This is a genomic window from Amycolatopsis sp. cg9, assembly GCF_041346945.1.
GTDB lineage: Bacteria > Actinomycetota > Actinomycetes > Mycobacteriales > Pseudonocardiaceae > Amycolatopsis.
This window is the reverse complement of the sequence record NZ_CP166850.1, coordinates 5,645,102-5,664,980: the sequence shown is the minus strand read 5'-3', so window position 1 is coordinate 5,664,980 and position 19,879 is coordinate 5,645,102. Positions and strand designations below refer to the sequence as shown.

At 71.3% G+C, this 19,879-nt stretch carries 22 protein-coding genes; 5 read left to right on the top strand and 17 right to left on the bottom strand.

What is annotated here, in order from left to right:
* Window positions 1–7: 7 nt before the first annotated feature.
* Genes AB5J73_RS27055 through AB5J73_RS27045 form a run of 3 tightly spaced genes read right to left on the bottom strand, consistent with a single transcriptional unit; the run spans window position 8 to window position 2,459 of the window.
* Complete coding sequence (locus AB5J73_RS27055; protein WP_370961467.1) at window positions 8–796, bottom strand: SDR family oxidoreductase; 789 nt, start codon at window positions 794–796, stop codon at window positions 8–10.
* The gene (locus AB5J73_RS27050; RefSeq protein ID WP_370961466.1) at window positions 793–1,983 is read right to left on the bottom strand and encodes a hypothetical protein; all 1,191 of its coding nucleotides are present in this window, start codon (window positions 1,981–1,983) and stop codon (window positions 793–795) included. Before AB5J73_RS27050 ends, AB5J73_RS27055 begins: the two co-directional genes overlap by 4 nt.
* Window positions 1,980–2,459, bottom strand: coding sequence for a nuclear transport factor 2 family protein (locus AB5J73_RS27045; protein WP_370961465.1), 480 nt, complete (start codon window positions 2,457–2,459; stop codon window positions 1,980–1,982). Before AB5J73_RS27045 ends, AB5J73_RS27050 begins: the two co-directional genes overlap by 4 nt.
* Window positions 2,460–2,498: 39 nt before the next feature.
* Here AB5J73_RS27045 and cysD point away from each other — a divergent pair, with 39 nt between their 5' ends.
* Entirely contained in the window at window positions 2,499–3,431 is a 933-nt protein-coding gene (gene cysD, locus AB5J73_RS27040; protein ID WP_370961464.1) for a sulfate adenylyltransferase subunit CysD, read from the top strand.
* Entirely contained in the window at window positions 3,431–5,239 is a 1,809-nt protein-coding gene (cysC, locus tag AB5J73_RS27035) for an adenylyl-sulfate kinase (protein ID WP_370961463.1), read from the top strand. The genes cysD and cysC overlap by 1 nt, the downstream gene beginning before the upstream one ends.
* Here cysC and AB5J73_RS27030 read toward each other — a convergent pair.
* From AB5J73_RS27030 to AB5J73_RS27015, 4 genes are read right to left on the bottom strand one after another with little or no spacing between them, the layout of a single operon-like run.
* On the bottom strand, window positions 5,236–5,940 hold the full coding sequence (locus tag AB5J73_RS27030; protein ID WP_370961462.1) for a class I SAM-dependent methyltransferase: 705 nt from the start codon (window positions 5,938–5,940) through the stop codon (window positions 5,236–5,238). The genes cysC and AB5J73_RS27030 overlap by 4 nt on opposite strands.
* A 4-nt stretch (window positions 5,941–5,944) precedes the next feature.
* Window positions 5,945–6,589, bottom strand: coding sequence for a response regulator (locus AB5J73_RS27025; RefSeq protein ID WP_370961461.1), 645 nt, complete (start codon window positions 6,587–6,589; stop codon window positions 5,945–5,947).
* Entirely contained in the window at window positions 6,586–7,809 is a 1,224-nt protein-coding gene (locus AB5J73_RS27020; RefSeq protein WP_370961460.1) for a sensor histidine kinase, read from the bottom strand. Before AB5J73_RS27020 ends, AB5J73_RS27025 begins: the two co-directional genes overlap by 4 nt.
* 50 nt (window positions 7,810–7,859) lie before the next feature.
* Window positions 7,860–8,213 carry a winged helix-turn-helix transcriptional regulator gene (locus tag AB5J73_RS27015; protein WP_370961459.1) on the bottom strand — a complete coding sequence of 118 codons (354 nt, stop codon included), beginning with the start codon at window positions 8,211–8,213 and terminating at the stop codon, window positions 7,860–7,862.
* Window positions 8,214–8,316: 103 nt separating this feature from the next.
* On the opposite strand from AB5J73_RS27015, the gene AB5J73_RS27010 reads away from it, so the two are divergent.
* Window positions 8,317–9,000 carry an SDR family NAD(P)-dependent oxidoreductase gene (locus tag AB5J73_RS27010; protein WP_370961458.1) on the top strand — a complete coding sequence of 228 codons (684 nt, stop codon included), beginning with the start codon at window positions 8,317–8,319 and terminating at the stop codon, window positions 8,998–9,000.
* Here the strand turns inward: AB5J73_RS27010 and AB5J73_RS27005 are convergent.
* On the bottom strand, window positions 8,997–9,530 hold the full coding sequence (locus AB5J73_RS27005) for a snapalysin family zinc-dependent metalloprotease (RefSeq protein WP_370961457.1): 534 nt from the start codon (window positions 9,528–9,530) through the stop codon (window positions 8,997–8,999). The genes AB5J73_RS27010 and AB5J73_RS27005 overlap by 4 nt on opposite strands.
* A 169-nt stretch (window positions 9,531–9,699) precedes the next feature.
* Here AB5J73_RS27005 and AB5J73_RS27000 point away from each other — a divergent pair, with 169 nt between their 5' ends.
* Complete coding sequence (locus AB5J73_RS27000; RefSeq protein ID WP_370961456.1) at window positions 9,700–11,634, top strand: ABC1 kinase family protein; 1,935 nt, start codon at window positions 9,700–9,702, stop codon at window positions 11,632–11,634.
* Here AB5J73_RS27000 and lepB read toward each other — a convergent pair.
* The gene (gene lepB / locus AB5J73_RS26995; RefSeq protein ID WP_370961455.1) at window positions 11,558–12,328 is read right to left on the bottom strand and encodes a signal peptidase I; all 771 of its coding nucleotides are present in this window, start codon (window positions 12,326–12,328) and stop codon (window positions 11,558–11,560) included. The two genes, AB5J73_RS27000 and lepB, sit on opposite strands and share 77 nt — an antisense overlap.
* A gap of 29 nt (window positions 12,329–12,357) precedes the next feature.
* On the bottom strand, window positions 12,358–12,690 hold the full coding sequence (locus AB5J73_RS26990; protein WP_370961454.1) for a YnfA family protein: 333 nt from the start codon (window positions 12,688–12,690) through the stop codon (window positions 12,358–12,360).
* Between the two features lie 17 nt (window positions 12,691–12,707).
* Here AB5J73_RS26990 and AB5J73_RS26985 point away from each other — a divergent pair, with 17 nt between their 5' ends.
* Window positions 12,708–13,493, top strand: coding sequence for a DUF4184 family protein (locus AB5J73_RS26985; protein WP_370961453.1), 786 nt, complete (start codon window positions 12,708–12,710; stop codon window positions 13,491–13,493).
* On the opposite strand, the gene AB5J73_RS26980 is transcribed toward AB5J73_RS26985, so the two are convergent.
* The 7 genes from AB5J73_RS26980 to AB5J73_RS26950 are packed head-to-tail and all read right to left on the bottom strand — an operon-like array spanning window position 13,483 to window position 19,859.
* Window positions 13,483–13,884: a metal-sulfur cluster assembly factor gene (locus AB5J73_RS26980; RefSeq protein ID WP_013224702.1), complete on the bottom strand. Its 402-nt coding sequence runs from the start codon at window positions 13,882–13,884 to the stop codon at window positions 13,483–13,485. The two genes, AB5J73_RS26985 and AB5J73_RS26980, sit on opposite strands and share 11 nt — an antisense overlap.
* Complete coding sequence (sufU, locus tag AB5J73_RS26975) at window positions 13,881–14,330, bottom strand: Fe-S cluster assembly sulfur transfer protein SufU (RefSeq protein ID WP_086856744.1); 450 nt, start codon at window positions 14,328–14,330, stop codon at window positions 13,881–13,883. The genes AB5J73_RS26980 and sufU overlap by 4 nt, the downstream gene beginning before the upstream one ends.
* Window positions 14,327–15,616, bottom strand: a complete 1,290-nt coding sequence (locus tag AB5J73_RS26970; RefSeq protein WP_370961452.1) for a cysteine desulfurase — start codon at window positions 15,614–15,616, stop codon at window positions 14,327–14,329. The genes sufU and AB5J73_RS26970 overlap by 4 nt, the downstream gene beginning before the upstream one ends.
* A 43-nt stretch (window positions 15,617–15,659) precedes the next feature.
* On the bottom strand, window positions 15,660–16,430 hold the full coding sequence (gene sufC, locus AB5J73_RS26965; protein ID WP_370961451.1) for a Fe-S cluster assembly ATPase SufC: 771 nt from the start codon (window positions 16,428–16,430) through the stop codon (window positions 15,660–15,662).
* 32 nt (window positions 16,431–16,462) lie between these two features.
* A complete protein-coding gene (gene sufD / locus AB5J73_RS26960; RefSeq protein WP_370961450.1) occupies window positions 16,463–17,635 on the bottom strand; it encodes a Fe-S cluster assembly protein SufD in 1,173 nt (390 codons plus the stop codon).
* A gap of 2 nt (window positions 17,636–17,637) precedes the next feature.
* On the bottom strand, window positions 17,638–19,086 hold the full coding sequence (gene sufB, locus AB5J73_RS26955) for a Fe-S cluster assembly protein SufB (RefSeq protein ID WP_370961449.1): 1,449 nt from the start codon (window positions 19,084–19,086) through the stop codon (window positions 17,638–17,640).
* A complete protein-coding gene (locus AB5J73_RS26950) occupies window positions 19,083–19,859 on the bottom strand; it encodes a helix-turn-helix transcriptional regulator (protein ID WP_370973353.1) in 777 nt (258 codons plus the stop codon). Before AB5J73_RS26950 ends, sufB begins: the two co-directional genes overlap by 4 nt.
* Window positions 19,860–19,879: the final 20 nt, after the last annotated feature.

Genomic DNA, 19,879 nt, shown 5'->3' with positions numbered 1-19,879 from the left:
GAACCTCCTAGTGGTGGTACTCGCCGCCGTTGACGTCGAGGCACTGCCCGGTGATCGCGCGCGCCATCGGCGAGGCGAGGAACACCACGGCGTCGGCGATCTCGTCGGGCTCGGGCAGCTTGCGCAGGTCTATTGTGGACGCGGTTTCGGCGTAGACCTCTTCGGGCGTGATCCCGCGTTCCTTGGCCAGGTAGCCGAAGTACCACTTGAGGTTCGGTGCCCAGATGTACCCGGGCGCGACGGTGTTGACGCGGACGCCGTCCGGGCCGACCTCGCTGGCCAGGCTCTGCGACAGCGACAGCAGCGCCGACTTCGCCATCTTGTACGCGCCGAACGTGCGCCGGGAATGCCGCAGCACGGCCGAGTTGATCATCACCAGCGAGCCCTTGCTCTCCTTGAGCGCGGGCAGGAACAGCCGGGTCAGCCGGAGCACGGAGATCGCCGCGGTTTCGAAGCCCTTGCGCACGGCGTCGAGGTCCACAGTGGCCAGATCGGTCAGCGGCGGCACGGCGAAGGCGTTGTGCACCACCGCGTCCACCCGCCCGAACGCTTCCCTCGCCTCGTTCACGAGGTTCTCGGCGGAGTCCGCGTCGTCGATGTCGGTCCGGATCGCGACCGCGCGGCGCCCGAGGTCGGTGACCTCCTTGGCCACCTCGGTGAGCCGTGACGCGGTGCGCGCGGCGAGCACGACGTCGGCGCCCGCCATGGCGCTGCGCACGGCGATCGACCGGCCGAGGCCGGGGCCGATGCCCGAAACGACGACGACCTTGTCCCGCAACAGGTTCTCCACGCTCACCCCAGCATCCGGGCGGCGACGGCGTCCTGCCGGGCCGCGATCCGCGCCGACCACTCGGCCGGCGTCACGCGTGCTTCCTCGTGGTAGGGCAGCCGGTCCGGCAGCTCGTCGACCTTGACGACCTCGACGACCGGGCCGTCGGCCGCGCCGAGGTCCCGGTCGAGCCGCTGCCAGCGGATCTGGACGTACCCGCGGTCGTGCCCGGTGCGCTCCAGCCAGTTCGCCAGCCCCGGGTCGCGCTCGCTGATCACGAACCGGATCTTGCCGTCCGGGTCGACGCGCGCCTGGTCGGCGGTGAGGCTCGTCTGGTGGTTGATGTAGTCGAGCGAGACGTACCAGAGGCTGCCGAGCTGGATGCCCTGGTAGGGCGCGTCCGCGCAGCGCGGCACGGTGACGATCATCGCCTCTTCGTCGCCGAGCTCGTAGTGGCCGGCGGAGGAGAACTGCGTGGTCAGCCCGCCGGGTGTCGACCGCGGCTCGGTCATCGTGTTGACCGGCAGGTCGTAGTAGAACCACTTCGGGAAGGCCAGGAACGTCTTGAGCCGGCTCAGCAGCATCTTGCCGGTGACGCCGTAGCGCTTGGCCAGCGCCGCCCGGCCGGGCACCGGCGGCGCCTGCCCGGCCGTGTCGACGCACTGGATGCGGATTTCGCCGCGGCGTTCGGTCGCCCAGTCGCTGTGCACCTCGCGGACCACGAGCATCGACGAGCCCTGGCCGAGGGTGAAGTAGTTCGGGCCCGGGTTCTCGCGAGCCGGGCCGAAGCGCAGCTCGAACCGGCCGTCGGCGCCGATTTCGAGGGCCCGGTCGTCGAACGCGGTCAGGCTGTCGGGCACCACGACGGGTGAGTAGTCGCCGTTGAGGACCTGGAAGCTCAGGTCGGCGGTCGTCCCGCGGACCCCGGTGACCAGGTACTCGCGGTCGTCGCGGATGTTCGCGTTGAAGTAGAGGGTGTCCGGGTTGTCCAGGCCCATCTTCGTGTAGGGCCCCGTGGACGCGGTGAAGTACGGGAAGTCGCGCTGGTAGGCCCAGGCCATCTGCAGGGACGCGCGGATGCTGCCGGCCAGGTAGTCGTAGCCCTCGAGGAGGTCCTGCTCGGTCTTCACGTGCGGGGCTCCGGCGATCAGCTTCTCGGCTTCGGCGATGGCATCGGCGAACGGCCGAGTCAACGAGAACTCGTTCTCGATCATGCCGACACGGCCCAGCGGTTGGCGAGCAGCCGGAAGCCCGGGTTGTCAGCCCAGGAAACCATCGACTCGTAGGTCCGGACGTACCCGATGTGCGTCATCCGCCAGGCGCCGTCGGCTTCGCGGCGGTAGGTGTCCTCGTAGAACGCGGCGCCTTCGATGATCACCTTGTGCTCGGGCACGATGACCTTGTCGGTGAACGCCCAGCGCCCGGTCGCGGTGTCGCCGTCGACTTCGATCTCGGGCTGACCTGCGTGGTGCACGGTGATGATGCCGTTGCCGAGACTCTCGGTGAGGAACGCGACGATGGCGTCACGGCCCTCGAAGTGCTTCCCGTCCGCCCCGGTCGCGCGGGTCCCGTAGTCGGCGGTGGCGTCGGCGGTGAACGTGTCCGCCACCTCGTCCCACTGCTTCAGGTCGACCGCGCGGAGGTAGCGGTACTTCAGCCGTCGGATCTCTTCGAGTACGACCAGGTCCATCGTCCTAGGGTCCCGCACCGCTTGACCGATGACAAGAACATGTTCTACTTTTTTCCGGTGTCCGTGACCTCGTACGAGCTCTCGCACCTGGCCGCGCTCGAAGCGGAGGCCGTGCACGTCTTCCGCGAGGTGGCGGCGACCTTCGAGCGCCCGGTCCTGCTGTTCTCCGGCGGCAAGGACTCCGTGGTGATGCTGCACGCCGCCGCCAAGGCGTTCTGGCCGGCGCCGCTGCCGTTCCCGGTGCTGCACGTCGACACCGGTCACAACTTCGACGAGGTGCTGCGCTTCCGCGACGAGACCGTCGCCGCGCTGAACCTGCGCCTCGAAGTCGCGAGCGTGCAGGACGACATCGACGCCGGCCGTGTCGTCGAAGAGACCGGCCCCGGCGCCAGCCGAAACCGGCTGCAGACCGTGACACTGCTGCGGGCCATCCGCGAGGGCGGGTTCGACGCCGTGTTCGGCGGGGCGCGCCGCGACGAGGAGAAAGCCCGCGCGAAGGAACGCGTCTTCAGCTTCCGCGACGAGCACGGCCAGTGGGACCCGCGGGCCCAGCGTCCGGAGCTGTGGAACCTCTACAACGGGCGGCACCGCCGCGGCGAGCACATCCGCGTCTTCCCCCTGTCGAACTGGACCGAGCTGGACATCTGGCAGTACATCCTCGACGAACGGATCGCGCTGCCGCCGTTGTACTACGCGCACCAGCGGTCCGTGGTGCAGCGCGACGGCATGCTGCTGGCGGCGACCCGGCACCTGTCCCTTGTGGACGGCGAGACGCCGTACGAGGCGACCGTGCGCTTCCGGACCGTCGGCGACGCGACGTGCACCGGCTGCGTCGAGTCGTCGGCGGCGACCCCGGCCGAAGTGGTCGCCGAGGTGGCCGCGACCCGCGTCACCGAACGCGGTGCGACGCGCGCGGACGACCGGATTTCCGAGGCGGGCATGGAAGATCGCAAGCGGGAGGGCTACTTCTGATGCAGCTGCTGAGGATCGCCACGGCGGGCAGCGTGGACGACGGGAAGTCCACGCTGATCGGGCGGCTGCTGTTCGACTCGAAGGCGATCTTCACCGATCAGCTCGCCGCCGTCGAACGCGCCAGCCGCGAACGCGGTGAGGACTACCCGGACCTCGCGCTGCTCACCGACGGCCTGCGGGCCGAACGCGAGCAGGGCATCACGATCGACGTCGCCCACCGCTACTTCGCCACACCACGGCGGAAGTTCATCATCGCCGACACCCCGGGCCACCTGCAGTACACGCGGAACATGGTGACCGGCGCGTCGACGGCGGACCTGGCGCTGATCCTCGTGGACGCGCGCAAGGGCGTGCTGGAACAGTCGCGGCGGCACGCGTTCCTCGCGTCGCTGCTCGGGATCGGCCACCTCGTGGTGTGCGTGAACAAGATGGACCTGGTCGGCTGGTCGCGCGAGCGGTTCGACGAGATCCGCGAGGACTTCCGGCGGTTCGCGATGAAGCTCGACGTCGCCGACCTGACGTTCGTCCCGGTTTCGGCGCTGCACGGCGACAACGTCGTCCACCGCAGCACGAGCATGCCGTGGTACGAAGGGACTTCCCTGCTGCACCAGCTCGAAGAGGTGCACGTCGCCTCCGACCGCAACCTGATCGACGCCCGGTTCCCGGTGCAGTACGTGATCCGCCGGCCGGACTTCCGCGGCTACGCGGGCACCATCGCGGGCGGGGTGTTCAAGCCGGGCGACGAGGTCGTGGCGCTGCCGTCGGGGTTCACGTCCCGCGTCCGGGCGGTCCGGGGCCCCGGCGGAACGCCGCTCGCGGAAGCGTTCACCGGGCAGGCGGTGACGGTCGAGCTGGCCGACGACCTGGATCTGGGGCGCGGCGCGATGCTGTGCCGCCCGGGCAACCGCGCGGAGTCGGCCCGCGAAGTCGACGCGCTGGTGTGCTGGTTCTCCGAGCGGTCGTCGCTGACACCGGGTGCCACGTTCGCCGTCCGGCACACGACGACCGAGACGCGCGGTTCGGTGGAACGGCTGGAGTACCGCCTCGACGTGACGACCTTGCACCGCTCCGCGGCGGATTCGCTGTCCTTGAACGACATCGGCCGCATCCGGCTGCGCACGCGCGCGCCGCTGCTGTTCGACCCGTACCGCCGCAACCGCGCCACCGGCGGCTTCCTGCTGGTGGACGAGCACACCGGCGACACGGTCGCGGCGGGCATGATCACCGGCGCGGTCGCGTCCCCGGTCGTCTGGCACACCGCGGCGGTCCGCCGCGAGGACCGTCCGACCCGCGGCGCGACGGTGTGGCTCACCGGCCTCTCGGCGTCGGGCAAGTCGTCGGTGGCGGTGGAACTGGAGCGCCGCCTGGTCGCGGCCGGCCGCCCGGCGTACCTCCTCGACGGCGACAACCTCCGCCACGGCCTCAACGCCGGTCTGGGCTTCAGCCCTTCGGATCGCGCCGAGAACGTGCGTCGGGTGGCGGAGGTGGCCCGCCTGTTCGCGGACGCGGGCGTGGTGGCGATCGCGTCCCTGATCAGCCCGTACGCTTCGGACCGGGCTCGCGCGCGGGAGGTGCACGCGGACCTGCCGTTCGTGGAGGTCTTCGTGGACACGCCCCTGGAGGTCTGCGAGGCCCGCGACCCGAAGGGGATGTACGCGAAGGCGCGCGCCGGGGAGATCACGGGGTTCACCGGCATCGACGCGCCCTACGAGCGTCCGTCGTCGCCGGATCTGGTGCTGCGCCCGGGTGACGGCGACCCGGCCGCGATGGCGGCGGCGATCCAGGCCCTGCTGGACGACCTCGGCTAACCGGCTTCGAGCACGAAGAACAGGAAGCTCGGGAAGGTGTCGAGGATCGGGAAGTCGTCCGGGAACAGCTCGCGCGCCGCCGCCGTGGGCCGGGGTTCGTGGACGACGGCGATCCGGAACCCCGCCGCGGTGAAGGCGTCGGTCATCGCGTGCAGCGGCTTGTTCCAGAAGGTCATCCGGGCGATCCGGCCGTGCATCGGGAATTCGTCGGTCCACGTGTAGTGCGCGAAGTAGTCGGGCCGCGGTCCTTCCTGGCGGTGCGTGAGGTTGACCATGAGCGGGTGGTTGACCGAGGCGACGAGCCGGCCCCGGGGCTTGAGCACCCTTTTCAGTTCACCCAGCGGAGGCGCCCAATCGCGCAGGTAGTGCAGCACGAGCGAGGCGGTGACGAGGTCGAACTCCCCGTCGGGGAAGGGCAGCGGCTCGGCGAGATCGGCGACCCGCAGATCGGCGTCGTCGCCGAGCCGCTCCCGGGCGAGGGCGACCATCCCGGCGCTCTGGTCGAACCCGGACACGACGGCACCCCGGTCCCGCAGCGCGGCGAAGAGCGGACCGGAGCCGCACCCGGCGTCGAGCACCCGCCGCCCGGCGACGTCCCCGGCCAGCTCCAGCGCGGCGGGCCGTTCGTAGTGGGCGTTCATCAGGCTGGTCTCGTTCTCGGCCGCGTAGGCCCCGGCGAAGTCGTCGTATTCGGCGGTCATCCGTTCATCCTGCCGGAATCACGAAGCCCGAGTCGTACGCGCGGATCACCGCCTGGGTCCGGTCGCGGGCACCCAGCTTCGCCAGGACGTTGCCCACGTGGGTCTTCACCGTCTGGACGCCCAGGTACAGCTGTCCCGCGATCTCCACATTGGACAGTCCGGCGGCCATCAGGCGCAGGACTTCGCGTTCCCGCTCGGTCAGGTTGACACCCGCCAGCCCGTCACCGGCCGGGGCGCGCCCGGCGGCCAGGCGGCGGATCGCCGCCGGGAACAGCAGGGATTCCCCTGCCACCACGGTCCGGATCGCCGTCACGATCTCTTCCGGCCGGGCCCGCTTGAGCAGGAACCCGCTGGCCCCGGCGCGCAAGGCGTCGTAGACGTAGTCGTCGTTCTCGAAGGTGGTCACCACGACCACCTTCGGCGGGTCCACAGTGGACATCAGGTGCGCGGTGGCGGCGATCCCGTCCACGGCGGGCATCCGCACGTCCATCAGCACGACGTCCGGCCGCAGCCGGGCCACGAGCCCGGGCACCTCGGCGCCGTCGGCGGCCTCGCCGACCACGGAGAGGCCGTCCTCGCTGTCGACGATCGCCCGCAGCCCGGCCCGGATCAGCGGCTCGTCGTCGACGAGCAGCACCCCGACGCTCATCGCCCGCTCCCCCACGGCACCCGCACCACGACCTCCCACCGCTCGTCCACCCGTCCCGCCGACAGCTCACCGCCGAGCACCGCCGTCCGCTCGGCCATCCCGCGCACGCCCCGGCCGCCACCCGCACGGCCCGCGCCGGCACCGAGCGGGTTCGCCACCCGCGCGACCAGCCCGTGCGCCGCGACCCCGACGACCACCGCCACCGGGCCACCGGCGGCGTGCCGCACCGCGTTGGTCAGGCATTCTTGCAGGATCCGGTACACCTCCCGGGACACCACCGCCGGCACCGCGGCCAGGTCGCCGTCGATCTCGGCCGTCACCGGGGTGCCTGCCAGCCGGGTCGTCTCCAGCACCGTAGGGAGCTCGGTCAGCAGCGGCTGCGGCGTCCGGCTCGCCGATTCCTCGCGCAGCAGGCCGAGCACATGGTCGAGGTCGTCGAGCGCCGTCCGGGCCGAGTCCTCGATCGCGCCCAGCGCGCGCTCGGTGAAGGCCGGGTCGGTGCGCAGCGTCCGGCGGGCCGCGCCCGCCTGGAGCGTGACGACGCTCAGCGCGTGCCCCACCGAGTCGTGCAGCTCCCTGGCCAGGCGGTTGCGCTCGGCGAGCTGCTCAGTCCGCCGTTCGAGCCGGGCGATGCGGTCGGCCGCGCTCATCCCGAGCAGGCCCGCCGCGGCCCGGCGCAGCAGGCCACCGACCGCCCAGACCGCGTACACCAGCAGCACCCCGCCGAGCACGAACACCGCGGGCAGCCACGCCGACGCCCAGCCCACCGGCACCGCGATCCCGCCCTCGGTGGTCTCGACGAGCCGCCCGGTGAACACCGCGCTCACCGACAGCCCGATCGCGACCGGGGCGAGCAGGCTGAAGAAGCTGACGACGAACCCGGCGACGACGTGCAGCACGAACATCCCGGCGGCCTGCCACCGGCCGCGGCGGGTGTGCGGTTTCGCCGGGGCGTCCGGCACCGGGTCGTCCAGCAGCTCGCGGACGGCGGTGGATTCGAGCACGTGCACCGCGGGCAGGAACGCCGTCCCGGCCAGGACGAGCAGCGTGAGCCCGCCGCCGATCACGGTCGCCCGCTCCATCGTCGTGACGAAGGGCAGCACCGACGGCACGGCGATCGCGGAGAACAGCAGGTAGGGCACGCTGATCGCGCCGCCGAGGACGAGGTAGACCCAGCGGCGGTAGGTCGCCTTGGCCGTCAGGGGGCGGAGTACGCGCACCGGCCGATCTTCGCAGCCACGCCCCGCGCGCGCCTCCCTCTCGCGGTGGATCAGGACCGGGCGGCGTCGTAGCGGCGCCGGTTCTCCGCGATCTCCCCCTGGTGCGTTTCGGCCCACCCGCCGAGCGCCGCGACGGAGTCCAGCAGGCTCGTGCCGAGCGAGGTGAGCGCGTAGTCCACCCGCGGCGGGACGCTCGCGTGCACGGTGCGGGTGAGCAGGCCGTCGCGCTCCAGCTGCCGCAGGGTCAAGGTCAGCATGCGCTGGGAGATGCCGGCGACCGCGCGGTGGAGCTCGCCGAACCGCAGCGTCCGGGCGCGCAGGTGCCCAAGGACCGGCAGGCTCCACTTGTCCCCGAGCAGCGCGAGGTTCCGCAGCACCTGGCGGCACGCCGCTTCGCCTGCCATGGGTTACCTCCGTGTGCGTGACCGACAGGAATGTGCCGTCTTGTCCCGGCGGGCACCGGTCACGAGACTGCGGACGAACAGTAACCAACGGGAAGGACCGCGGATGTCCGGAACACTCGTCGTCGTGGGCGCCGGGCCGGGGCTCGGCCTGGGGGTGGCCCGGGCGTTCGGCCGGCGCGGCTACCGGGTCGGGCTCGTCGCCCGCACCGCGGAAAAGCTGGTCGCCGAGCTGACCGGCGCCGGTGTGACCGCCGCAGCGTTCTCAGCCGACATCCGGGACCGCGCCGCCCTGACCGGCGCCCTCGCCGCGGCCAAGCGCGCCTTCGGCCCGGCGGACGTCCTGAGCTACAGCCCCAGCCCGACCGGGGAGATCACCGGCGCCGCGCGGACGACGGTCGCCTCGGCGAGCGCGCAGTTCGAGCTCCACGTGCTGGGCGCGATCACCGCCGTGGGCGCGGTGCTGCCGGACATGCGCGCCCGCGGCACGGGCACGCTGCTGCTGACGACGGGCGTGTCGTCCACGGTCTCGGCGCCGTTCCTGGCCAACGTGGGCCTGGCGATGGCCGGCCTCCGCAACTGGGCGCTCGGCCTGCACCGCGAACTCGCCCCGGCCGGGATCCACGCGGCGGCGGTCACGATCGCGTCCGGGGTGATTCCCGGCGACCCCCTCGCGGACCCGGACGTCATCGGCGAGCGCTACTACCGCCTGCACCGGGACGCCGGGCGCGCGGAAGACGTCGTCGGCGATCTCGACGCCTTCCGCGCGCTGGTCGCCCGGTCCGGCTAGAACGCGACCGCGCGGGTTTCCGCGCGGGCCGCGGCGAAGCCGTTCACCCACAGGGACTGGACCTTCGCCGCCTCGGTCGCGTCCGGCTTGGCGTTCTTGCACGCCGTGCCCGGGCCGTGGCCGGACATCAGCTCGGTGCACGGGCCGCTGTAGTGGTCGGGCAGGCCGAGGTTGTGGCCGAGCTCGTGCGCCGCGATCCGGGTCGGGTCGTAGCCCTCGGCGACCTGGCTCGTGTCGAGGTAGATGTCGCCGCGGCCGTGGCCGTTCGTGGTGGTGTACGAGCCGCCGCTGTGGATCTCGTGGAACTTGATCGTCGCGCTCGTGTTCCGCTTGACCAGCTTCACGTCGGTGACGGCGGCGTTCCAGTTGGCCGCGCCCTGGTCGATCTGGGCGAGGTAGTCCGGCGCGCCCGACGAGCTGTAGTACAACGTCGTGACTGCGGCCGCCGAAGCGGGCGCGGCCGCGAGCCCCAGGCCCAGCGGGGCCGCCAGGGCCAGTGCCGCGATCCGGGCGATCACGCGTGCGTCCATCGTGTCTCCTTCGTCCGATTCAGAGAACACTTCACCGTGGTTCGAGCGATCAGGTTAGAAGTCCACCAACGGCGGCGGCCACGGCCGAAAGTAGTTCCCTCGCGGGAGGGAGCCGGGTCCCGCCGCCGCGTGAGCCGCCCGGCCCCGCCGGCGTGGTCTGCTCTCCGGCGTGGACATCCTGCTGGGGCTGCTGACCCTCCCCTTGTACGCGCTGGTGCTGTGGCCGCTCGTGGTGGCGTCGCGGCGGGTGCTCGGCGTCCGGATCGGCACCGCGCGGGCGTTGTGCGGCGCCGCGTTCGGCTGGCTCGTCGCGGGCGGGATCGCGCAGGCGTTCCCGGTTTCCCTGCTGCGCAACGGCGGCGCGGCCCTCGGCCTGCTGATCCCGTTGGCGGGCAGCGCTTTCCTCGCGACGCTGCTGTTCCTCTTCGTCGCGGAGATGGCGCTGCCGGACGGGCTCCGGCTGCGCGCCCTGCGCGCCAAGACCACGCGCGCCCGCCGGTACTCGCAGATCAGCCGGATCGCCATCAAGCACGGCCTCGGCCGCTTCCTGGCCGGCCGCCGCGACCCCGACCTCGCGCCGGGGCGGCACGCCAAGCTCGCCCGCTCCCTGCGCCAGGCGCTGGAAGAGGGCGGCGTGACGTTCGTGAAGCTCGGCCAGCTGCTTTCGACGCGTGCGGACCTGCTGCCGCCGGTGTTCGTCGACGAGCTCGCGAAGCTGCAGGACAAGGTCGCGCCCGCCCGCGCCGACGCCGTGTGGGCCGTGCTGACCGCCGAACTCGGCGGCTCCCCCGACGAAGTCTTCGCCGAGTTCGACCCCGAACCGCTCGCGGCCGCGTCGGTCGCGCAGGTCTACCGGGCGAAACTGCGCGGCGGCGAGGACGTCGTGGTGAAGGTCCAGCGCCCCGGCGTGCGGGAGCAGGCCGAGCGCGACATCGACATCGTCCGGCGCGTGGCCGCGGCCCTGGAGGAACGCGCGGACTGGGCGCGCTCGCTCGGCGTCGCCGAGCTGGCCGACGGGTTCGCCGAGGCGCTGGCCGAGGAGCTCGACTTCACCATCGAGGCACGCAACATCGCCGCCGTGGCCGCCACTTCCGGCCCGGACGTCGTGCTGCCGTCCGTCCACAAAGCACTGTCCACCGAGCGCGTCCTGGTCATGTCCCGGCTGGCCGGCGCGCCCGTGGAGACGGCGCCGCCCGCCGAACGCAAGCGGCTCGCGCGGTCGTTGCTGCGCTGCCTGCTCGACCAGGTGATGATCGGCGGCGTCTTCCACGCCGACCCGCACCCGGGCAACCTCATGCTCCTGCCCGGCGGCCGCCTGGGCCTGCTCGACTTCGGCTCGGTCGGCCGCCTCGACGCCGGTCTCCGCGGCGGCCTGCAGAACCTGGTGCTGGCCCTGGACCGCGGCGACCCGGCGGCCCTGAGCGACGGGCTGCTGGAGATCGTCGACCGCACCGGCGACATCGACGAGCAGCGCCTCGAACGCGCGCTGGGTGCCCTGGTCGCCCGCCACTTCGGCCCCGGCCGCACCCCCGGCATCGACCTGTTCACCAGCCTGTTCCGGGTCGTCGCGGACTTCCGCCTGAGCGTGCCACCCCCGGTGGCCGCGGTCTTCCGCGCGCTGGCGACGGTGGAAGGCACGCTCGCCGCCCTCGACCCCGGCTTCGACGTGATGGCCGAGTCCCGCGCGTTCGCCGCCGAGCAGGTCGGCGCGGGCCTGCGCCCGGAACCCCTGCGCCGCACGGCGGTCAACGAGGTGCTGGCGCTGCTGCCGGTGCTGCGCCGCCTCCCCCGCCGCGTCGACCGCATCGGCGCGGCCCTGGAGGAAGGCCGGCTGTCGGTCAACGTCCGGCTGTTCTCGGACGAGCGCGACCGCGACGTGGTGACGGGCCTGGTCCACGAGGTCCTGCTGGCCTTCGTGGGCGCGGCGACGGGCCTGATGGCGGTGTTGCTGCTGAGCGGCAGCGGCGGGCCGCGGATCCTGCCGGACCTGACGCTGCACCAGGTGTTCGGCTACAACCTGCTGGTGATCAGCGCACTGGTGGGCCTGCGACTGCTCTTCGTCGTCTTCCGGCGCGCCGGAAGGCGGCCACGATCAGCCCGGTGAGCCCGGCGACGGACAGCGCCGCCCCGCCCACGACCCACCACCGCAAACCGGTCAGGGTTCCGTCGGCGTACGGGGTTCCCGGCAGGCCCGCGTCGGTGAACGCGTTCGTGCGGGCCAGCGGTGCCGGGCGCAGCACCGATCCGGTGCCGACCACGAACCCGGTGACCGCGGAAAGCGGGACGACCCCGAGGAAGCGTGAATCGCGGGCCCGCCCCCGCTCGTCCCCGAGCACGAACACCGTGCCCTCGTGCAGGCGCGTGAGGTACGGCGTGGTGGCGGCCGGATCGTGCGCGTACTCGTCCTGGCTGAGGTAGGTCTCGGTGATCGGCTCGCCGTCGACCGACAGCCGCCCGCCGGTGCAGCACGCGACGACATCCCCGGCGACCGCGACGACCCGAAACGCCGAGGGCCCGGCGGAATCCGGGTGGGCGAACGCACCGCGGTCGAACAGGACCGGATCCCCGCGGTGGACGTCCTCGCCGTGGCGGACGCGCACGACGGCCGAATCCCCCGGCTTCAGGGTGGGGCTCATCGCCATCCCCGGGACCCGGTAGGCCCGGTAGTCGCGGAAATCCGTGCCCAGGCCGTAACCGGTGGCCCCGAACCCGAGCAGCAGCACGACGAGCCACCCGACGAGGACCGGGGGGATCCGGCGGCGCTTCGGCGGCGCGGCGGGGAACGCGGGTTCGGTCACGGTGATCTATCGAGTCCCGACCTGCGCCGTTACCCCGTCCGCGGCGCGTACATGATCACCGCGACCCCGGCCAAGCACAGCAACGCCCCGATCACGTCGTACCGGTCCGGCCGGTAACCGTCCGCCACCATCCCCCACGCCAGCGAACCCGCGACGAACACCCCGCCGTAAGCGGCCAGGATGCGGCCGAAGTGGGCGTCCGGCTGGAGCGTCGCCACGAAGCCGTACACGCCCAGGGCCACGATGCCGCCGCCGATCCAGAGCCAGCCGCGGTTCTCGCGGACGCCCTGCCAGATCAGCCACGCGCCGCCGATCTCGCAGATCGCGGCCGCGAGGAACAGGAGGATCGACCGCAGGACCACCCCGGGATACTAACCGGGTGCCGTTCACGCTGAGTCATCCCGCCGCCGTGCTGCCGCTGGCGAAACGGCCGTTGGTGCCCTCCGCGCTCGTCGCCGGGTCGGTCGCTCCCGACGTCTTCTGGTTCGTGCCGCGGCTGCCCGGGATCGGGCTGACGAAGACCCACGAGCTCGCTTCGGTCCTCTGGCTCGACCCGCTTCTCGCCCTGGCGATCCTGGCCGTCTTCCACGGCTTCCTGAAGCGGCCGCTGCTCGCGCTGGCTCCACGACCGCTGGCCGAACGCATACCCCGCCACTTCAGCTGGAAGCGGCCGGGGTGGATCGCCCTCTCACTCGTGCTCGGCGCCGCCACGCACGTCGGGTGGGACGCCTTCACCCACGAAAGCGGCGGTTTTCCGTTTCTGCGGATCCCGCTGGTCACCGGGGTCGACGTCGGGCGCCTGATCCAGCTGGTCAGCACGATCGCCGGCGCCGCGGTGCTCGCCTGGTGGCTGCGCCGCTGGTACCGCACCGCGCCCACCGGACCGGCGCCGCGGGGCACCCGGCACCGCAAGCCCGTGCTCACGTTCCTGGCCGCCGGCGCGGTGGCCGGCGTGGCGATCGAGGTGGTGCCGTTCCTCGCCCACCACGACCCGATGACCGGGGCGGGCGTCTTCGGCAACGCGACCTACCTCGCGGTCACCGGCGCCGGCAGCGGGTTCCTCGCCGCGCTCGTCCTCTACGCGGCCGCCTGGTATAGGGCGTTATACACAAAGCGGGCCACCCCGGAGGGTGACCCGCTCGGCGCGAAGGTACTCAGACGGTGAAGCCGAGGGCGCGCAGCTGCTCGCGGCCGTCCTCGGTGATCTTCTCCGGGCCCCACGGCGGCATCCAGACCCAGTTGATCCGGAAGTCCTTGACCAGCCCGCCGCTGGTCAGCGCGGCCGACGTCTGGTCCTCGATGACGTCGGTCAGCGGGCAGGCCGCGGACGTGAGCGTCATGTCGATGGTGGCGGTGTTGTCCGGCTCGACGCGGATGTCGTAGACGAGGCCGAGGTCGACGACGTTGATGCCGAGTTCCGGGTCGACGACGTCGCGCATGGCTTCCTCGACGTCCTCGAGCTTGGCGAGGTCGAGGTCCTGCGTGGCCGTGGTCTCGGCGTCGAGGTCGGCGGCGGTCCGGCCCTCGCGAGCGTCGGTGGCGGTGTCTTCGGTCATGCTTTCTCAGCTCCGTTGGTGGTCCGGGCGACGGCGTCCTTGAAAGCCATCCAGCCGAGGAGGGCGCACTTGACCCGGGCCGGGTACTTGGCGACGCCCGCGAAGGCGACCCCGTCCTCCAGCACGTCCTCGTCCGGTTCGATCTTTCCCTTGCCCTGCATCAGTTCCACGAAGGCGTCCATGGTGGTGAACGCCTCCTCAAGCGTGTGGCCGACGACGAGATCCGTCAAGACCGACGTCGAGGCCTGGCTGATCGAGCAGCCCTGGCCGTCGTAGGAGACGTCGGTGACCTTCCCGTCGTCGAGCTTCACCCGCAGCGTCACCTCGTCGCCGCAGGTCGGGTTGACCTGGAACGACTCGGCGTCGAACGGGTCGCGCAGGCCGCGCCCGTGCGGGTGCTTGTAGTGGTCCAGGATGATCTCCTGGTACATGCTCTCCAGGTTCACTGCGCCACTCCGAAGAACTTCTGCGCCTCACGCACCCCGGCCACCAGGGCGTCCACTTCGGACAGGTCGTTGTAGAGGTAGAAGGACGCGCGCACGGTCGCCTGCGCGTTGCAGGCCCGGTGCAGCGGCCACGCGCAGTGGTGGCCGACGCGGACGGCGATGCCGAGGCTGTCGAGCACCTGGCCGGCGTCGTGCGGGTGCACGCCGTCGATCACGAACGACACGGTCGCGCCGCGGTCCTTCAGGTCGGTCGGCCCGATGATCCGGACGCCCGGGATGGCGGAGATGCCCTCGATGGCGGCCGCGGCGAGCTCGTGCTCGTGCGCCGCGATGCGGTCCATGCCGATGGCCGAGAGGTAGTCGACGGCCGCGCCGAGGCCGATGGCCTGCGACGTCATCGGGACACCCGCCTCGAACCGCTGCGGCGGCGGCGCGAAGGTCGAGCCCTCCATGCGGACCATCTCGATCATCGACCCGCCGGTCAGGAACGGCGGCATGGCCGCCAGCAGCTCGGTGCGCCCGTAGAGGACGCCGATGCCGGACGGGCCGAGCATCTTGTGGCCCGAGAACGCGGCGAAGTCGACGCCGAGGGCGTGGAAGTTCACCGGGAAGTGCGGCACCGACTGGCAGGCGTCGAGCACGGTGAACGCGCCGACGGCCTTGGCCTTCTCGACGAGCAGCTCGACCGGGTTGACCGTGCCGAGCACGTTCGACTGGTGCGCGAACGCGACCACCTTCGTGCGCTCGGTGATCAGCTCGTCCACATCGGACAGGTCGAGGCGGCCTTCCGGCGTCACCTTGAACCACTTCAGCGTCGCCCCGGTGCGCTGGCACAGCTGCTGCCACGGCACGAGGTTCGCGTGGTGCTCCATCTCGGTGACGACGATCTCGTCACCCGGGCCCACGACGAAGCGCGCGGCTTCCGGGCCCGCGGTGGCGGCGTTGCCGAACGAGTAGGCGACCAGGTTGATGCCCTCGGTGGCGTTCTTGGTGAACACCAGCTCCTCGGGGTCGGCGCCGACGAACTCGGCGATCTTCGCCCGGGCGGACTCGTAGGCGTCGGTCGCCTCTTCGGACAGCTGGTGCGCGCCGCGGTGGACGGCGGCGTTCGACGTCACGACGTAGTCGCGCTCGGCGTCGAGCACCGCCGTCGGGCGTTGCGAGGTCGCGCCGGAGTCCAGGTACACCAAGGGTTTCCCGTCGCGGACGGTGCGCGACAGGATGGGGAAGTCGGCCCTCAGGGCCGCCACGTCCAGTGGCACAGAGCTGGCCGAGGTGGTGGTCATCGGGCCGACTCCTCTCGTTCTCGGTGTGGTGCTGGGAAAAACGTCAGAGCGCGGCGGGCTCGGGCTTGCCCGCGTACTTGACGTAACCGTGCTCCTCGAGCTCGTCCGCCAGCTCCTTGCCGCCCGACTCGACGATCTTGCCGCCGGCGAAGACGTGCACGAAGTCCGGCGTGATGTGCCGCAGGATCCGGGTGTAGTGCGTGATCAGCATGACGCCGACCTCGCTCGACGCCTTGTACGCGTTGACGCCCTCGGAGACGACGCGCAGCGCGTCGACGTCCAGACCGGAGTCGGTCTCGTCGAGGATGGCGAACTTCGGCTTGAGCAGCGCCAGCTGCAGGATCTCGTGGCGCTTCTTCTCGCCACCGGAGAAGCCCTCGTTGACCGAGCGCTCGGCGAACTCCTGCGAGATCTCGAGCTTGCCCATCTCCTCCTTGACCTCCTTGACCCACAGGCGAAGCTTGGGGGCCTCGCCGCGGACCGCGGTGGCCGCGGTGCGGAGGAAGTTGGACATGGACACGCCGGGCACCTCGACCGGGTACTGCATGGCCAGGAAGAGGCCGGCGCGGGCGCGCTCGTCGACGCTCATCTCGAGGACGTTCTCGCCGTCGAGCAGGACCTCGCCCGAGGTGACTTCGTACTTCGGGTGGCCGGCGATGGCGTAGGACAGCGTGGACTTGCCCGAGCCGTTCGGGCCCATGATCGCGTGCGTCTCGCCCGACTTGATGGTCAGGTTGACGCCCTTGAGGATCTCCTTGGCGCCTTCGTCGGTCGTGACCGAAGCGTGGAGGTCCTTGATTTCCAGGGTAGCCATTCTTCGTTTCCTAAAGTCTGTGGTGGACGGCGTCAGGCGCCAACGGCTTCGAGCTCGGCCTCGATCGCGGCTTCGAGGCGCTCGCGCACCTCGGGGACGTCGATCTTCACCAGGATCTCGTGGAAGAACCCGCGCACGACCAGGCGCCGCGCGGCTTCTTCGGCGATCCCGCGCGACTGGAGGTAGAACAACTGCTCGTCGTCGAACCTTCCCGTCGCGCTCGCGTGGCCGGCGCCTTCGATCTCGCCGGTCTCGATCTCGAGGTTCGGCACCGAGTCCGCGCGCGCCCCGGGCGTGAGCACCAGGTTGCGGTTGAGCTCGTAGGTGTCGGTGGCCTCGGCCGCGGCGCGGATCAGGACGTCGCCGATCCAGACCGCGTGCGCGCCCTCGCCCTGCAGCGCGCCCTTGTACATCACGCGCGACTTGCAGTTCGGCACCGCGTGGTCGACGAAGAGGCGGTGCTCCTGGTGCTGGCCCTTGTCCGCGAAGTAGACGCCGAGCATCTCGACGTCGCCGCCCTTGTCCGCGAAGGTCGCGGTGGGCGAGATCCGGACGAGGTCGCCGCCGAGGGTGATCACGGTGTGCCGCAGTGCGGCGTCGCGGCCCAGCTTCAGGTGCTGCTCGGAGACGTGCACCGCGTCGTCGGCCCAGTCCTGGACGCTGACCACGGTGACCTTGGCGCCGTCGCCGATGACGAACTCGACGTTGTCGGCGTAGGTGCCGGAGCCGACGTGGTCGAGCACGATGACGGCCTCGGCGAACGCCTCGGCGCGGACCTGCAGGTGCCCGTAGGCGACCTCGCCCTCGCCCGGGCCGTGGATCCGCAGCACGGACGGCTTCGACGCCTTGGTCTCCTTCGGCACCGTCACGACGGTGGCCGTGGTGAACGCCGAGTACGCCTGCGCGGCGATCCGGTCGCTCGGGACGCCGGCCTCGCCGAGGCGCGAGTCGTCGCGGCCGACCGACTCGATCTTCAGCTCGTCCGCCGCGTCGGCGTCCAGGGTGATCTCGCCGGTGGCGGTCGCGCTGCCGTCGTGCAGGCCGCGAAGGCGCTTCATCGGCGTGAAGCGCCAGTTCTCCTCACGGCCGCCCGGGACCTCGAAGGCCTCGACGTCGTAGGAGGTGAAGCGCTCCGCGCGGGAGGCCGCCGGAATGACGGCCCCCTCGCGAAGAGCTTCGGAAACGTTGTTCTCGGTAACCGACATGACTAGCCGACGGACCCTTCCATCTGGAGCTCGATCAGGCGGTTCAGCTCGAGCGCGTACTCCATCGGCAGCTCACGGGCGATCGGCTCCACGAAGCCGCGCACGATCATCGCCATCGCTTCGGCCTCGTCGAGGCCGCGCGACATCAGGTAGAACAGCTGGTCCTCGCTGACCTTGGACACCGTGGCCTCGTGGCCCATCGACACCTCGTCGTTGCGGATGTCGACGTACGGGTACGTGTCCGACCGCGAGATGGTGTCGACGAGCAGGGCGTCGCAGACCACGCTGGAGCGCGAGTGGTGCGCCCGCTTCGCGACCTTGACCAGGCCGCGGTAGGAGGTCCGGCCGCCGCCGCGCGCGACCGACTTCGACACGATGGTCGAGGACGTGTACGGCGCGAGGTGCTCCATCTTGGCGCCCGCGTCCTGGTGCTGGCCCTCGCCCGCGAACGCGACCGACAGGACCTCGCCCTTGGCGTGCTCGCCCATGAGGAACACCGACGGGTACTTCATCGTCACCTTGGAACCGATGTTGCCGTCGATCCATTCCATGGTCGCGCCCGCTTCGCACTTGGCGCGCTTGGTGACCAGGTTGTAGACGTTGTTCGACCAGTTCTGGATGGTCGTGTAGCGGCAGCGGGCGCCCTTCTTGACGATGATCTCCACGACCGCCGAGTGCAGCGAGTCGGACTGGTAGATCGGCGCCGTGCAGCCCTCGACGTAGTGCACGTAGGCGTCTTCGTCGACGATGATCAGGGTGCGCTCGAACTGGCCCATGTTCTCGGTGTTGATCCGGAAGTAGGCCTGCAGCGGGATCTCGACGTGCACGCCCTTCGGCACGTAGATGAACGAGCCGCCGGACCACACCGCCGTGTTCAGCGCGGAGAACTTGTTGTCGCCGGCCGGGATGACCGAGCCGAAGTACTCCTGGAACAGCTCCGGGTGCTCCTTGAGCGCGGAGTCGGTGTCCAGGAACAGGACGCCCTGCTCCTCCAGGTCCTCGCGGATCTGGTGGTAGACGACCTCGGACTCGTACTGCGCGGCGACACCGGCGACGAGGCGCTGCTTCTCCGCCTCGGGGATGCCGAGCTTGTCGTACGTGTTCTTGATGTCCTCGGGCAGTTCCTCCCAGGAGGTGGCCTGCTTCTCCGTGGACCGCACGAAGTACTTGATGTTCTCGAAGTCGATCCCGGAGAGGTCGGCCCCCCAGTTGGGCATGGGCTTCTTCTCGAAGAGCTTGAGCGCCTTGAGTCGCGCTTCGCGCATCCACTCCGGCTCGGACTTCTTCGAGGAGATGTCGGTGACGACGTCCTCGTTCAGCCCGCGGCGGGCGGTCGAGCCCGCCTCGTCGGAGTCGGCCCAGCCGAACGCGTACTTGCCAAGGGACTCGATGGTCTCTTCCTGGCTCAGTGGCGCGGTGGTGGGAGTGCGCTGCTCGGCAGCGGCAGTCATGCGGGTTTCCCTCCATTCGGGATCCGTGCTTCGCGCCCTGTGGGCACCGTGCTTCCCGGCTCGGGATGGGCCGGGTTACCCGTCGTGACGGGCACGTGTGTGGTGCACGCGGAATCACCGCGTGCGATGGTCGCCAGCCGCTGGACGTGGGTGCCCAGCAACCGCGCGAACGCCTCCGTCTCGGCCTCGCACAGCTGCGGGAACTCCGCGGCGACGTGGGCGACGGGACAGTGGTGCTGACAGAGCTGCGCTCCTACGTTCTGGCCAGGAGCCGGCGCGCCGACCTGACGGGTCGACGCAGCGTAGCCCTCCCTGCTCAGCGCGGTCGCCAAGGCCTCCGCGCGTGCCGCCGGATCACTCGAACCGGTGATCGCGGGGCGGTGCGGGCCGACCAGCTTCTCGACGCGCTGCTCGGCGAAGGCGCGTACGGCGTCTTCGCCGGCGTGCTCGGCGAGGAAGCGGATGGCGGAGACGGCGAGGTCGTCGTAGGCGTGGCCGAAGCGGGCGCGGCCGGGCTCGGTGAGCAGGAACAGCTTCGCCGGACGACCCCGGCCCCGGGGTCCTCGGCGGGGCGCGTCGCGCGTCTCGGCTTCGCCGTCCGCGAGCAGCGCGTCCAGGTGCCGGCGGACGGCCGCCGGGCTGATCCCGAGCTGCTCGGCGACCACGACGGCGGTCATGGGACCCTGTTCCAGGAGCAGCCGGGCGACCTCTTGCCGGGTCTTGCCGTCGGCGCTGACCTGCGACGGGACGTGCGGGTGCGTGGCGCGGGGCATGTCGCCGCCCGCCTGGTCAC